We start from the raw sequence: 15,027 nt of genomic DNA, 5'->3' as shown, positions 1-15,027 counted from the left end.
GCCGTGACGCAGCCGTTTCAACTGCCGGATTTCTATGTGCCTTATCCGGCGCGACTGAACCCCCACCTGGAGGAGGCGAGGGTCCACACCAAGCGATGGGCGCGCGCCCTCGGCATGCTGGAAGGTTCCGGCGTCTGGGAGGAGAGCGACCTCGACTCGCACGACTACGCGCTGCTGTGCTCGTACACCCACCCCGACTGCGACAGCGAGGCGCTGTCCCTGGTCACCGACTGGTACGTGTGGGTGTTCTTCTTCGACGACCACTTCCTGGAGATGTACAAGCGCACGCAGGACCGTGACGGTGCCAAGGAGTATCTCGACAAACTCGCCGCCTTCATGCCGATGGACCTGGCCGACGGCTTCCCCGAGGCCACCAATCCGGTGGAGGCGGGACTCGCGGACCTGTGGGCGCGGACCGTCCCGGCGATGTCGTCGCACTGGCGGGAACGGTTCTCCGAGTCCACGAAGAACCTGCTCAACGAGTCGATGTGGGAACTGGCCAACATCAACATCGGGCGCGTGGCGAATCCCCTCGAATACATCGAGATGCGCCGCAAGGTGGGCGGCGCCCCCTGGTCGGCCGGCCTGATCGAGTACGTCTCCGCCGAGGTTCCGGCCCGCGTCGCGCACTCCCGGCCCCTCGGCGTGCTGCGCGACGCCTTCTCCGACGCCGTGCACATCAGGAACGACATCTTCTCCTACGAACGCGAGGTCGCCGACGAGGGCGAGCTGTCCAACGCCATCCTGGTCCTGGAGACCTTCCTCGGCTGCACCACGCAGGAGGCCGCCGAGGCCTCCAACGACCTGCTCACCTCGCGCCTCCAGCAGTTCGAGCAGACCGCGCTCGCCGAACTGCCCCAGCTCTTCGCCGACCACGCCATGAACCCGGCGGAGATCGCGGCCATCCTCGCCTACGCCAAGGGCCTGCAGGACTGGCAGTCCGGCGGCCACGAGTGGCACATGGTCTCCAGCCGCTACATGAACAAGGAGGCCCGCGCCACGGCGCCGATCTCCCTGCCCTTCCTCCCCTCGGGCCTCGGCACCACCGCGCTCGACATCCGCTCCCTGCTCACCCCCCGCTCGATGGAGATGCGCCGCCGGTCCTTCACCCACGTGCCGTTCGAGAAGACCGGGCCCTCCGTCATCCCCGACATCTACATGCCGCACCCCCTCACCCTCAGCCCGCACCTGGCCCACGCACGCGAGGAATCGGTGGCCTGGGCCAAGCGGATGGGCATGCTGGACCCCCAGCCCGGAGATCCCGCCTCGGCGATCTGGACCGAAGGCAAGCTGCGCGGCTTCGACTTCGCGGTGTGCTCGGCCGGAATCGACCCCGATGCCACACCGGAGCAGCTGGCCCTCAGCGCGTCCTGGCTGACCTGGGGAACGTACGGGGACGACTACTATCCGGTGGCCTTCGCGCACACCAAGAGCCTGTCGGCCGCCAAGGCCGCAACCGCGCGCCTGGTGTCCATGATCCCCGTCGACCACGCCGAGCAGGCCGAGCCGCTGACGGCGATGGAGCGCGGACTCGGCGATCTGTGGGTGCGCACCAGCGCCGGCATGTCCGCGGACCAGCGCGCCGAATTCCGGGCGACGCTGGTGGACATGGTGGAGAGCTGGCTGTGGGAGGTCGACAATCAGATCCAGAACCGCATCCCGGACCCGGTGGACTACGCGGAGATGCGCCGCCGCACCTTCGGTTCCTACCTCACCATGTACCTGTGCCGGCTCGGGCACCAGGGCCGGGGCATCCCCGAGGAGATCTACGCGTCGGGCACCATCAGGTCGTTGGAGAACGCCGTCGCGGACGCCGCCTCCCTGATCAACGACATCGTCTCCTACCAGAAGGAGATCGAGGTCGAGGGCGAGGTCCACAACTACATCCTCGTCACCCGGAACTTCTTCGACATCGGCTACCCGGAGGCTCTGCACATCTGCCACGCGCTGATGACCCAGCGCACCGAGGAGTTCGAGCACATCGTGGCCACCCAGATGCCGCTGCTCTACGACGACTGGAAGCTCGGCGAGGAGGCCCGGACCGCCCTGGACGCGTATGTGGGCGAACTGAAGGACTGGCATGCCGGCATCCTCAACTGGCATGAGAAGATTCGGCGTTATCGGCCGGAAGATTTGCATCCGGTACCCGGCGGGTTGAGCGACGGCGCTTGGACCCCCGGTTTCGGCATGTCGGCCGCCCGGATCTCGCTGCCCGCCTGATCCCGGTGGCGGGGACGGTCCGCTCGCCCGCCCCCGCCACCGCACCTGCGGGGCTCAGAACTCGTCCGCCGTGTGCGGCAGCAGCGGCGTCCGCAGGGCCGCGTCCAAGGCCGCCGCCGCGCCGGGCGCGCGTTCGGCCACCAGCCCGGCGGCGACCAGCTCGGTGACCCGGGTGCCGCCGAGGTAGCAGGCGGCCAGCTCGCGGACGTCCAGGACCAGGTCGGGCGCGGCCTCCGTCCGCTCGTACGTCGCCCCGCCCGGCCCCGCCTTCAGCCTGAACCGCCCGGCGTTCGCGGGCAGCCGTACGTCGGCCGCCTCCAGCACCACTTCCACCGGCGCCGCCCAGGACCGCGCGGTGAGTGCGGCCCGTACGTCGACCAGGCGCAGCCAGAGCGCCGGAAACTGGGCGGTGACGCGTACCTGGTCCCGGTCGGCGGCGAAGTGCAGCAGCGGGTCGTCGGCCGGGCGGCCCCGGGCGGAGACCTTGCCGGTGAGGTCCAGGGCGGCCAGGCAGGCCCACAGGGCGGCGGCGACCGCCGGGGTGTCGGCCTCCAGCTCGTCCACGCGCACCAGGCCCGGTGTGCGCACGGCCCCCGCCCCGCCTCCGGCGGCCTCCGGCTTCGTGCGGTAGAGGACGTACCCGGCGATCGGCTCGCCCGGATTCCCCGAGACGATGATCCGGGGCGGGCTCAACTCCTCGTCGTCCTCGTCCTCTTCGGACAGCCATTCGTCGCGCCAGCGCTCCGGGCCGCGGGTCGGGCGGCCGGCCCGCAGGGCGCGGGCGGCCTCGTGGAAGGGCCCGATCACGGCGGGCGCCTCGTCCGGGTCGACGAGCCGCAGCGGGCGCGGGTCCGGTTCGATGCGCAGGGCCAGCGGCCGGGTGGAGTCGATCTCGATCGTGACGCCCGTGGTGGCGGCGCCGTAGCCGAAGCGCCCGTAGATGGCGGCTTCGGAGGCCCACAGGGCGACGAGCGGGCAGCCCGCCCGCACGGCGCGCCGCAGCTGCTCGTCCATCAGGGCGGTGAGCACGCCCCGGCGGCGGTGGGTGGGGGCGACGGAGACAAAGGTGACCCCGGGGCAGGGCAGGTCCGCTCCGGGTACCGAGAGCCTGAAGTCGTGGGCGGCCATGAACCCGACCGGGGTGTCCCCGTCGTAGGCGCCGATCCGGGCGCAGCGCAGCAGGAGCGCGTGGTGCTTCTCGCGGCCCTCCTTCTCGGGCCGGTCGTGGAAGACCAGGTAGGCGAGCTCCAGAGCGCGGTCGATGTCGGCTTCGGGTACCTCACGGATGTCCACCATGATCACGAGACTAATCGGTCATCGGGGACCAGTCATCCCATAAGGACGCGCTGACGTGCTGGTCCGCCCGGCTCGCCGCCCGCGAGGCCGGGCGACGGGGCCGGAACACCCCCAGGGGCGCACGCCGCGGTGCGCGGGGTGCGCCCTTCGGCGGGGCGTACGGGTCAGCGCGCGGCCGGGCCGGTCCAGCCGGCCGGGACGTGGCCGAGGCGGACGCGCTGCGGGTGGTCGCCCACGGGCACGGACACCCGCCTGGTTCCGGTGGCGAAGTCGATGGCCGTGACCCGGTCGGAGCCGCTCTCGGAGATCACGCAGGCCGTGCCGTCGCCGTCGACGGTCGCCCAGTACGGCTTGGCAGCGGGCACCAGCGGTCCCTCGGTGAGCGTGGCCCGGTCCACCACGGTCGCGTAGTCGTCCATGGTGCCCGCGATGCACAGCTTGGTCCCGTCGGGGCTCATGGACATGCCGTGGTGGCGGGAGTCGTTGACCCAGGTCGTGCGGTCGGTGCTGGTGGCCGGGTTCTCGGGGAGGGTCTTGACGCGGGTGATGCGGTCGGTGGCCACGTCGTATTCCAGAAAGCCGTTGAAGAAGGACACCTGGAAGTAGAGCTTCGACTCGTCGGGGCTGAAGGACAGCGGCCGCAGGGAGTCGGAGAGGTCGGGGCGGCCGAAGGCGTCGAGCCGTTCGCGCATGTCGATCACCCGGACCGTGCGGAAGGTCCGCGTGTCGACCACGGTGATCTTCCGGTCGCCCTTCGTCCAGTCCAGCCAGGGCGCGTCGAGGGCGGTGTTCACCTCTCCGATGGAGCTGTTCCACAGGAAGCGGCCGTCACGGGTGAAGGTGTTCTCGTGCGGCTTGTCGCCGGTGGTGAAGGAACCGGCCTGGGCGCCGGTGGTGATGTCCAGGACGTGCACGGTGTTGGCGGTGGAGGCGGAGACGGCGACCCGGGTGCCGTCCGGGGAGACCGCCATGTGGTCGGAGCGGTAGCCGGCGACCGGGAAGCGCCAGTTGATCCGGCCGGAGGTGACGTCGATCGATACGACGTCGGCGAAGCTGGGCCGGGAGACGACGATGGCGGAGCCGTCCGGGGTGGCGTACATGTCGTCCACGAACTGGTCGTGACCCTCGCCCGCGGTGGTGCGGATGCCCAGGAAGTAGGCCAGCTTCACCGGGTTGAGGTGGATCTCCCGGAGCCGCTCCTCCTTGTCGGGGATCACATTGATCCGGCCGACCTTGGCGAGGTCCCCGGTCGAGGCGAGGACGTCGGCGGTCCCCTCCCAGTTGTTTCCGACGAACAGCACCTCGCGCAGGCCTTCGTCGGGGCCGGCCGCCGGCGCGAAGGCGGTCAGCAGGGTGGCCGCGGCCAGCGCGCTCAGGGTTCGGAGGGTACGTGACATCCGCTCAACTCCGGTGGGGGGAAGGGATGGAGAGAGTGCCTCCTGTTACCGGCGGGTAAAATAGACGGAACGGTGAAAGGGCGCAACCCCCACGGGGTCGCGCCCTTCTGATGTCCGGTTCCGCGCCCGGCTCTCACGTCCGATTCCGCGTCCGGCTCTCACGTCCGGCTCTCACGTCCGGCCGTCATCGCTTCAAGCGACGGATCCGATCCGGCTGACCGTCGTCTTCGAGACGTCGGGGTGGATCGGGATGTGCGCGCCGGTGAGGGCCGCGCCGGTGCCGCCGCGCCGGTTGGCCACGATCTCGGCGGCGATGGACAGCGCGGTCTCCTCCGGGGAGCGGGCACCGAGGTCCAGGCCGATCGGGGAGCGCAGGCGGGTCAGTTCGAGCTCGGTCACGCCGACCTCGCGGAGCCGCTTGTTGCGGTCCTCGTGGGTGCGGCGGGAGCCCATGGCGCCGACGTAGGCGACGGGAAGTCTCAGGGCCAGTTCGAGGAGCGGGACGTCGAACTTGGCATCGTGGGTGAGGACGCACAGGACGGTCCGGCCGTCGAGGTCCCCGGCGGAGGACTGCGCCTCCAGGTAGCGGTGCGGCCACTCGACGACGATCTCGTCCGCCTCGGGGAAACGGTTCTTCGTCGCGAACACTGGCCGCGCGTCGCACACCGTCACCCGATAGCCGAGGAACTTGCCGATCCGGACCAGGGCGGAGGCGAAATCGATGGCGCCGAAGACGATCATCCGGGGCGGCGGGACGCTCGACTCGACCAGCACCTTGAGCGGCTCTCCGCAGAGCCTGCCGTCGGCGCCGATCTCCAGGAGGCCGGTCCGGCCGGCGTCGAGCATGGCGCGGGCCTCCGCGGCGATGGCGCGGTCCAGCTCCGGGTGCCCGCCGAGGGCGCTTTCGGCGGCGGCGCCCTCCGGCGCGCCCTTGTGACCGGCGTCCGGCTGCGGCCGTACGCCGAGCGTGCCCTCATAGGAGCCGTCCGGCCGGATCAGGAGGGCCGCGCCCATCAGGGCGGCGGGCCCTTCCGCGATCCGGGCCATAGCGGCTGCCTCGCCGCGCGCGGCGGCGGCCAGCCCGGCCGCGAACACCTCCCGGACGGGAGATCCCACGGGGACCGGGGTGACGAGGATGTCGATGATTCCGCCGCAGGTCAGGCCGATGGCGAAGGCATCGTCGTCGCTGTAGCCGAAGCGCTCCAGGACGGTTTCGCCGTCCTCCAGCGCCTGTCGGCACAGCTCGTACACCGCGCCCTCCACGCATCCACCGGAGACCGAACCGATGGCCGTGCCCTCGCCGTCTACGGCGAGTGCGGCCCCGGGCTGCCTGGGCGCGCTCCCGCCGACCGCCACGACGGTGGCGACGGCGAAGTCACGTCCCTGCTCGACCCACCGGTTCAGTTCTTCGGCGATGTCCAGCATTGCGGCCTCCTCGGAGGGGTTCGGTTCCAGTATCGGATGCGTGGAGGGTCAGGTACGGATCACTGCCGGGCCTAGCTGACGCCGAGCCATCCCTCGATGGGGTGGAGCGCGAAGAAGACCAGGAAGATTCCGGTCAGCGCCCACATGAAGGCACCGATCTCACGCGCCTTCCCCTGGGCCACCTTGATGGCGACGTAGGAGATCACACCGGCGGCGACACCGGCCGTGATCGAGTAGGTGAACGGCATGATCACGACGGTCAGGAAGACCGGGATCGCGGTCGCGCTGTCGGACCAGTCCACGTGGCGGGCGTTCTGCATCATCATCGCGCCGATGACCACCAGGGCCGCGGAGGCGACCTCACCCGGGACGATCTGCGTGATCGGGGTGAAGAAGAGGCAGGCGGCGAAGAAGAGGCCGGTCACGACGGAGGCGAGGCCTGTGCGGGCACCCTCACCGACGCCGGTCGCGGACTCGACGAACACGGTCTGGCCGGAGCCGCCCGCGACGCCACCGATGGCGCCACCGGCGCCGTCGATGAACAGGGCCTTGGACAGGCCCGGCATGCGGCCCTTGTCGTCGGCGAGCTTGGCCTCGGTGCCGACGCCGATGATGGTGGCCATGGCGTCGAAGAAGCCGGCGAGCACCAGGGTGAAGACGATCATGCCGACCGTCATGTAGCCGACGTCGCCCCAGCCGCCGAAGCTGACGTCGCCGAAGAGCGAGAAGTCGGGGAGCGAGATCGCGGAGCCCGAGAGCTCCGGCGCGCCGTTCTTCCACGCCTTGGGGTCGATGTTCACGATGGCGTTGAGGATGGCGGCCAGGATGGTTCCGCCGACGATCCCGATCAGGATGGCACCGGGGACCTTGCGGGCCTGCAGCATGAAGATGGCGAGCAGGGTGATGCAGAAGAGCAGGACGGGCCAGCCCGAGAGCTCACCGGTCGCGCCGAGCTGCACGGGGGGCATGAACTCTCCGCCGTTGCCGACGAAGCCCGCCTTGACGAAGCCGATCAGGGCGACGAAGAGGCCGATGCCCATGGTGATCGCGTGCTTGAGCGCGAGCGGGATCGCGTTCATGATCATCTCTCGGAGGCCGGTGACGACCAGGAGACAGATCACGACGCCGTACATCACGCACATGCCCATGGCCTGCGGCCAGGTCATCTGGGGAGCGACCTGCGAGGCCAGCACGCCGGACACGGAGAGGCCGGCGGCGAGCGCCAGCGGCACCTTGCCGACGAAGCCCATGAGGAGCGTCGTGACGGCCGCGGCGAACGCCGTGGCGGTGATGATCGCCGAGGCGGCCATCGTGGTGCCTTCGACGTCCTTGCCCGACAGGAGCAGGGGATTGAGAAGGAGGATGTACGCCATGGCCATGAAGGTCGTGATACCGCCACGAACTTCGTTGCCGACGTTGGATCCTCTGTGGGTTATGTGAAAGTACCGGTCGAGCCAAGAACGCCCGGCGGGGTTCAGAGTGCCGTCGCCGGCCTCTTCCGCGGTGGTCTTGGGCTCCACAGACGACTGGGTCATGGTGCCTAACTCCCAAGGTTCAAAGGGGCACCCGCATGGGGATTGGAGACGCGGGATTTGGGATGGTGCGTTTGGCGGCACGACCCGGGGTGACGGCCCGAGGCGACGCGTTACTGCTGGTGCAGCGTGGGGGGTTGCTGCGGGGTACTGCCTGTGAAGCGGACCGCGAGCGGTGCGGTACTTCGTACTCCGGGCGGTGCGGCTGGAAGTGTGACGTTCCCGTGTCACACCGCCCGGAGAGCTGGGGTCCGGGGGCCTCGCGGCCCCCGGAGGACGCCGTCCTAGAGGGTGCCGGTGAGGGCTTCCGGACGGATCGGCGTCTTGTTGAGATCCAGACCGGTCGCCTGCCGGATCGCCGCGAGGACGGCCGGGGTGGACGAGAGGGTCGGTGCCTCGCCCATGCCGCGCAGGCCGTACGGCGCCTTCGGGTCGGCGAGCTCCAGGACGTCGACCGGGATGGTCGGGGTGTCGAGGATGGTCGGGATCAGGTAGTCCGTGAAGGAGGGGTTGCGCACCTTCGCGGTCTTCGGGTCCACGATGATCTCTTCCATGATCGCCACGCCGAGGCCCTGGGTGGTGCCACCCTGGATCTGGCCCACCACGGAGAGCATGTTGAGCGCCTTGCCGACGTCCTGGGCGGTCGCCAGCTCGACGACCTTGACCAGGCCCAGCTCGGTGTCCACCTCGACGACCGCGCGGTGCGCGGCGAAGGTGTACTGGACGTGGCCGTCGCCCTGGCCGGTGACCAGGTCGAACGCGACGGTCGGACGGTGACGGAACTCCAGCTCCAGGTCGATCGCGTCCTCGCCCTCCAGCACGTCGGCCAGGTCCGCGAGGACCTCGCCGCCGTCGGTGACGACCTTGCCGCCTTCGAGGAGCAGCTCGGCGGTCGCCCACGCCGGGTGGTAGGAGCCGTTCTTGCGGCGCCCGATCTCCAGGACCTTCTCGCGGACGGCCTCACAGGTGTTCTTCACCGCGCCACCGGTCATGTACGTCTGCCGCGAGGCGGATGTGGAACCGGCGGAGCCGACCTGGGTGTCGGCCGGGTGGATGGTCACCTGCGTGACGCCCAGCTCCGTACGGGCGATCTGGGCGTGGACGGTGACGCCGCCCTGGCCGACCTCCGCCATGGCCGTGTGGACCATCGCGACGGGCTCGCCGTTGATGACCTCCAGCCGGACGCGGGCGGTGGAGTAGTCGTCGAAGCCCTCGGAGAAGCCGACGTTCTTGATGCCGACCGCGTAGCCGACGCCGCGGACGACGCCCTCACCGTGGGTGGTGTTGGAGAGGCCACCGGGCAGTGCGCGGACGTCCGCGCCCTCGCCGGCGCTCTCCCACTGGCGCTCCGGCGGCAGCGGGCGGGCCTTGACCCGGCGCAGCAGCTCGGCGACCGGGGCGGGCGAGTCCACGACCTGGCCGGTGGGCATGATCGTGCCCATCTCCATGGCGTTGAGCTGGCGGAACTCGACCGGGTCCATGCCCAGCTTCGCCGCGAGCTTGTCCATCTGGGCCTCGTAGGCGAAGCAGGCCTGGACGGCGCCGAAGCCGCGCATCGCGCCGCAGGGCGGGTTGTTCGTGTAGAGCGCGATCGCCTCGATGTCGACGTCCTCGAGGACGTACGGACCGACGGAGAGCGACGAAGCGTTGCCGACGACGGCCGGGGAGGCCGAGGCGTAGGCACCACCGTCGAGGACGATCTTGCACTTCATGTGCGTGAGCTTGCCGTCCTTGGTGGCGCCGTGCTCGTAGTAGAGCTTCGCCGGGTGACGGTGCACGTGGCCGAAGAAGGACTCGAACCGGTTGTAGACCATCTTGACCGGCTTGCCCGTGGCCAGCGCCAGGAGGCAGGCGTGGATCTGCATCGAGATGTCCTCGCGGCCGCCGAAGGCACCGCCGACGCCGGAGAGCGTCATGCGCACCTTCTCCTCGGGAAGACCGAGGACGGGGGCGATCTGCCTGAGGTCCGAGTGCAGCCACTGGGTGGCGACGTAGAGGTCGACACCGCCGTCCTCCGACGGCACGGCCAGGCCGGACTCCGGGCCGAGGAAGGCCTGGTCCTGCATGCCGAAGGTGTACTCGCCCTCGACGATGACGTCGGCGCGCTTGCGTGCCTCTTCCACGTTGCCGCGGATGATCGGCTGGCGGTGCACGATGTTCGGGTGCGGGACGTGACCGCTGTGGTGGTCGTCGCGGCCCTCGTGGATCAGCGGCGCGTCGGGGGCGAGGGCGGAGGCCTCGTCCGTGACGAGCGGCAGCTCACGGTAGTCGATCTTGATCTTGGCGGCCGCCCGGCGGGCGGTCTCCGGGTGGTCGGCGGCCACGAGGGCCACCGGCTCGCCGTGGTGGCGTACCCGGCCGTTGGCGAGAACCGGGGTGTCCTGGATCTCCAGGCCGTAGTTCTTCATCTCGGTCGGCAGGTCGCTGTAGGTCAGCACCGAGTAGACGCCGGGCATCGCGAGGGCCTCGGAGATGTCCATGGAGACGATCTCGGCGTGGGCGACGGTGCTGCGCAGGGTCTGGCCCCAGAGCATGTCCTCGTGCCACATGTCCGAGGAGTACGCGAACTCACCGGTGACCTTGAGGGTGCCGTCCGGGCGGAGCGTGGACTCGCCGATGCCGCCCTTGGTGTGCTTCTGCGTGACGTTGGTCGGCGTGCCCGCCGGAACGGTGCGCGTGTTCTGAGCCATGGTCAGACCGCCTCTCCCTGACGGGCGGCCGCGAGGCGGACCGCGTCGAGGATCTTCTCGTAGCCCGTGCAGCGGCAGAGGTTGCCGGACAGGGCCTCACGGATGTCCTGGTCGGACGGGGAGGGGTTCTCCTCCAGCAGCGCGTCCGCCTGGACCAGCAGACCCGGGGTGCAGAAACCGCACTGCACGGCGCCGGCGTCGATGAACGCCTGCTGGATGGTGGAGAGCTCCACGCCCTCACCGGTCTGCGAGTCGCCGGCCCGCGAGCGGGGCTCGGACCCGTGGGCCTGCCACTGCTTGGCCGCGTCCAGGGAGACGCCGCCCGTGCTGCCGCAGCCGCCGCCGGTGCCGCAGGCACCGCCGTGGCCGCGCTCCTCGCGCTGCTTGGCGAACTCCGCCAGGCCCTCGACGGTCACGACGTCGCGACCCTCGACCTGACCGGCGGCGACGAGACAGGAACAGACCGGCACGCCGTCGAGGCGGACGGTGCACGAACCGCACTCACCCTGCTCACAGGCGTTCTTCGAGCCGGGCAGGCCCAGACGCTCGCGCAGGACGTAGAGAAGGGACTCGCCCTCCCACACATCGTCGGCTTCCTGCTGACGGCCGTTGACCGTGAAATTGACGCGCATGATTACGCAGCCCCTTCAAGCGAGCGGCCGTTGCCGGTACCGCGGTACTGCTCCCAGGTCCAGACGAGCTGGCGGCGAGCCATGATTCCAACCGCGTGACGGCGGTACTTCGCCGTGCCGCGGACGTCGTCGATCGGGTTGGCCGCGCCGGAGGCGAGGTCACCGAACTGCTTGGCGATCGACGGAGTGATGACCTTGCCGGACTCCCAGAAGCCGCCCTCTTCGAGCGCGGCGTTCAGGAACTCCTCGGCGGCCTTCGCACGGATCGGGGTCGGCGCGGCCGAACCGATGCCGGTACGGACTGTGCGGGTCTCCGGGTGAAGCGCCAGGCCGAACGCGCAGACGGCGATGACCATCGCGTTGCGGGAGCCGACCTTGGAGTACTGCTGGGGGCCGTCCGCCTTCTTGATGTGGACGGTCTTGATGAGCTCGTCGGCGGCCAGCGCGTTGCGCTTGACGCCGGTGTAGAACTCGTCGATCGGGATCAGGCGAGAGCCGCGTACGGACTCCACCTCGACCTCGGCGCCCGCCGCGAGGAGCGCGGGGTGGGAGTCACCGGCGGGCGAGGCGCAACCGAGGTTGCCGCCGACGCCGCCGCGGTTGCGGATCTGCGGGGACGCGACCGTGTGCGAGGCGAGCGCGAGACCCGGAAGCTCCGTCCGGAGGTTTTCCATGATCTGCGTGTAGGGGACGGAGGCGCCCAGACGGACAACGTCCTCGCCGACCTCCCACTCCCGCAGCAGACCGATGCGGTTCAGGTCCAGGAGGTACTCCGGCCGACGGTGGTCGAAGTTGATCTCGACCATCACATCGGTGCCACCCGCAATCGGCACAGCTGTGGGGAACTCGGCCTTAGCGGCGAGCGCCTCCTCCCAGCTGGCGGGGCGAAGGAAGTCCATGTGCGGCTCTCTTCTACTTAATCGAGTAGTTCACTTCAAGCCAGGAGGCCCAAAGGCCCTCGACTGGTCGTTCATCTGCTGTTAACGCGGTGTGGAGTCAGTACACAAGCCGCGCGTCCCCCGGGTGCAGTCACCGAAACCATGAAGGAGTTGGCTGACGACCTCCCTCGTCTTGTAGATTCGTATGAAAGGCAGGATGCAACGACCTGCCCGATTTCCAACGGCAACATTCGAGACAGATCGGCGGCGACATCATGCGGCTGCGCGCACTGCTGGAAACCGAGGCGCTGGGGCTGCGGCTGCTGGGCGGCGAGGACGAACTCGACCGGTCGGTCCGCGGGGTCATGACGACCGACCTGCGCGATCCCAGCCGATACCTCTCCGGGGGCGAACTCGTCCTCACTGGCCTGGCCTGGCGAAGAAATTCAGCCGACTCCGAGCCGTTCGTACGAATCCTCGCGAGCGCGGGCGTCGCCGGGCTGGCGGCCGGCGAGGCGGAGCTGGGGGACGTCCCCGACGATCTGGTATCAGCCTGTCGGCGCAACCGGCTGCCCCTGTTCGCTGTGAACGAAGACGTTGCATTCGCCACGATCACCGAGTACGTGGTGCGCCAGGTCTCGGGAGAGCGCGCCGGCGATCTCGCGGCCGTGGTGGACCGCCACCGCCGACTGATGACATCCGGCCCGGCGGGGGGCGGACCCGATGTGGTGCTGGATCTGCTCACCACGGACCTCGATCTCCGGGCCTGGGTACTCTCCCCCACCGGCCGGCAGATCGCCGGGGCGGGCGAGCCGCTGGCGCCGGGCATCTGCGCAGCACTGGCGAGCGAGCACCTCGCGGCGGTCCGGACCGGCCGCAGGGGCCCGCACCGGATCTCCATCCAGGGTATTACGTACTCCCTCTTCCCGATCAGGGGACACGGCCGCGGCGCCGCCGGCCAGGTGACGCGCGATGTCCGCGAGAGCGTGCTGTCCGACTGGCTGCTGGCCGTCGAGGCGGATGCCGGCGACTGGCCGGCCGAGCGCCTGGACCTGCTCCAGGGCGTCACACAGCTGATCGCCGTCGAGCGGGACCGGCGCGACGCGGCCCGTACGGTGCGCCGCCGCCTCGCCCAGGAGGTGCTGGAGCTGGTCCAGACGGGCGCGCCGCCCGCCGAGATCGCCGCCCGCCTGCGGGTGGCCGCTCCGGTGCTGCTGCCGGGGCTGGGCGGCGCCCCGCACTGGCAGGTCGTCGTGGCGCGCGTGGACTGGGACAGCGGGGACATCCCCGGGGGCCCGGTGGCCCAGTCGCTGCTGGAGGAGATCCTCGTCGACCCGTCCGTCTCCGGGCCGGAACCGTCCGACCGGATCGCGGTCGCCCATGCGGGTGACGAGGCCATCGCCCTCGTACCGCTGCCGGTGCTGACCGGGGACACCGGGGAGGACAAGGGCCCCGACTCGGCACTGCACGCCGACGAGCTGCTCGTCGCCGTACGGGACCCCCTGGCGGCCGGTCTCGCCGACGACGGCCGGCTCACGCTCGGCGTCAGCGCGGCCGTTCACTCCGCGGAGGGGCTGCGCGGGGCGCTGGAGGAGGCCCGGCACGCCCGCCGGGTCGCCGCGGCCCGCCCGGGCCGGGTCTGCGCGGCGGGCCACCACGAGCTGGCCTCGCACGTGCTCCTGCTGCCCTTCGTGCCCGACGACGTCCGCCGCGCCTTCACGGCCCGGCTGCTGGACCCGCTGCGCGACTACGACCGGCGCCACCGCGCGGAGCTCATCCCGACGCTGGAGGCCTTCCTGGACTGCGACGGTTCGTGGACCCGGTGTGCGACGCGGCTGCATCTGCACGTCAACACGCTGCGGTACCGCGTCGGGCGAATCGAGCAGTTGACGGCGCGCGACCTCTCCCGGCTGGAGGACAAGCTCGACTTCTTCCTCGCACTGCGCATGAGCTGAGGAGATCCACTTCCGGCGGGCCGCGGCCGGCAGGGGGTGGGCGGACGAAGCCTCCGGACTTTGTGAAAGAGTTCACCCGACCCCTTGGCCGATCAAGCTCATTCGTGCTCTCATTTCGCCCCAGGGCTCAACGATGTGCTGCTTGGTTGCTTCGGGGAGGGCAATGTGGCGTATACCGCCATGTCGAGTGCCGGAACTACCGGGGGAGACGACCCCCTCCAGCGGGCGATATGGCGGCTGCGCTCGCGCGGCTGTTGGACCGACGCCGCGGCTCTGCTGACGCCGCACCTGGACCACGCCGGAGCCGCCGTCCAGCGGACCGCGCTGCTGGTCGAGCGATGCCTGTTCACCGGGCAGGGCTGGGCGGAGGCCGAGGACGCGCTGCGGATCGCGGAGGCGGTCGCGCAGGACGACGACGACCGGGGCGCGGCCGCGTGCGAACGGGGCCAACTGGCGTACGCCGCCACCGTGCTCGGCGTACGCGACCGGGCCGACGAGGCGCGCTCGGCGCTCGGCCGGGCGGCGGCCCTGCTGTCCCCCGGCTCCCGGACCCGGCCGCTGCTGGACTTCCGCCGCGGCCTGGTGGCGGAGCACCTGGCGGACGCCCCGCAGTCGGCCCGGCCGGCGTACCGCAGGGCCCATGAGGGGGCGGTGGCGCACGGGGACACGCTCCTGCTGTCCTTCACCTGGCGGCACCTGGCCGCGCTGGCGCTGCGCGACGGGGAGGTGGCCGAGGCCCGCCAGGGCTTCGCGGAATCCCTGCGCATCCGGGAGGAGCTGGGCTTCCTGATCGGCACGGCCCCCGCGCTGGCGGCCCTGGCCGAAGCCGAGCCGGAACCGGAGGCGGCCCGTCTGCGCGCGGAGGCCCGCCGCCTGTTCCACCTCCTGGGGGGCATCCCCACCTGGCTGGCGGACCAACTGGCCCCGTCGCCCGCGGCGTAGCCGCGGGCGGGGGGGGGTGCGCGCCCCCCCCCCCCCACCGCCAGCAGACACAGAGCGATC

Annotated in this window: 10 protein-coding genes; 3 read left to right on the top strand and 7 right to left on the bottom strand. The window is 70.7% G+C overall.

Annotation, left to right across the window (positions count from 1 at the left end; translation table 11 throughout):
* The first annotated feature begins 3 nt into the window (after positions 1-3).
* Positions 4-2,220: a germacradienol/geosmin synthase gene (locus ABZX75_RS31565; protein ID WP_355416724.1), complete on the top strand. Its 2,217-nt coding sequence runs from the start codon at positions 4-6 to the stop codon at positions 2,218-2,220.
* 54 nt (positions 2,221-2,274) lie between these two features.
* Here the strand turns inward: ABZX75_RS31565 and ABZX75_RS31560 are convergent, their stop codons facing one another.
* The 7 genes from ABZX75_RS31560 to ABZX75_RS31530 all read right to left on the bottom strand — a co-directional run bounded on the left by ABZX75_RS31560 (position 2,275) and on the right by ABZX75_RS31530 (position 12,091).
* Positions 2,275-3,516 carry a GNAT family N-acetyltransferase gene (locus tag ABZX75_RS31560; protein ID WP_355416721.1) on the bottom strand — a complete coding sequence of 414 codons (1,242 nt, stop codon included), beginning with the start codon at positions 3,514-3,516 and terminating at the stop codon, positions 2,275-2,277.
* 164 nt (positions 3,517-3,680) lie between these two features.
* Positions 3,681-4,913, bottom strand: a complete 1,233-nt coding sequence (locus ABZX75_RS31555) for a YncE family protein (RefSeq protein ID WP_355416718.1) — start codon at positions 4,911-4,913, stop codon at positions 3,681-3,683.
* A 192-nt stretch (positions 4,914-5,105) separates the two neighbouring features.
* Entirely contained in the window at positions 5,106-6,338 is a 1,233-nt protein-coding gene (locus tag ABZX75_RS31550; protein ID WP_355416715.1) for an XdhC/CoxI family protein, read from the bottom strand.
* Between the two features lie 71 nt (positions 6,339-6,409).
* Entirely contained in the window at positions 6,410-7,873 is a 1,464-nt protein-coding gene (locus tag ABZX75_RS31545; RefSeq protein WP_355416712.1) for an NCS2 family permease, read from the bottom strand.
* Positions 7,874-8,154: 281 nt separating this feature from the next.
* Positions 8,155-10,560, bottom strand: a complete 2,406-nt coding sequence (pucD, locus tag ABZX75_RS31540) for a xanthine dehydrogenase subunit D (RefSeq protein WP_355416709.1) — start codon at positions 10,558-10,560, stop codon at positions 8,155-8,157.
* Between the two features lie 2 nt (positions 10,561-10,562).
* Positions 10,563-11,192 carry a (2Fe-2S)-binding protein gene (locus tag ABZX75_RS31535; RefSeq protein ID WP_355416706.1) on the bottom strand — a complete coding sequence of 210 codons (630 nt, stop codon included), beginning with the start codon at positions 11,190-11,192 and terminating at the stop codon, positions 10,563-10,565.
* A gap of 2 nt (positions 11,193-11,194) precedes the next feature.
* Positions 11,195-12,091: a xanthine dehydrogenase family protein subunit M gene (locus tag ABZX75_RS31530; protein WP_031151493.1), complete on the bottom strand. Its 897-nt coding sequence runs from the start codon at positions 12,089-12,091 to the stop codon at positions 11,195-11,197.
* A 254-nt stretch (positions 12,092-12,345) separates the two neighbouring features.
* Here ABZX75_RS31530 and ABZX75_RS31525 point away from each other — a divergent pair, with 254 nt between their 5' ends.
* The gene (locus ABZX75_RS31525; protein ID WP_355416702.1) at positions 12,346-14,025 is read left to right on the top strand and encodes a PucR family transcriptional regulator ligand-binding domain-containing protein; all 1,680 of its coding nucleotides are present in this window, start codon (positions 12,346-12,348) and stop codon (positions 14,023-14,025) included.
* A gap of 180 nt (positions 14,026-14,205) precedes the next feature.
* Positions 14,206-14,967 carry a hypothetical protein gene (locus ABZX75_RS31520; RefSeq protein WP_355416755.1) on the top strand — a complete coding sequence of 254 codons (762 nt, stop codon included), beginning with the start codon at positions 14,206-14,208 and terminating at the stop codon, positions 14,965-14,967.
* Positions 14,968-15,027 lie beyond the last annotated feature (60 nt).

Source organism: Streptomyces sp. NPDC003038, assembly GCF_040611115.1.
Classification (GTDB): Bacteria; Actinomycetota; Actinomycetes; order Streptomycetales; family Streptomycetaceae; genus Streptomyces.
The sequence above is the reverse complement of the archived record's forward strand: the minus strand, read 5'-3'. Positions and strand labels throughout refer to the sequence as shown.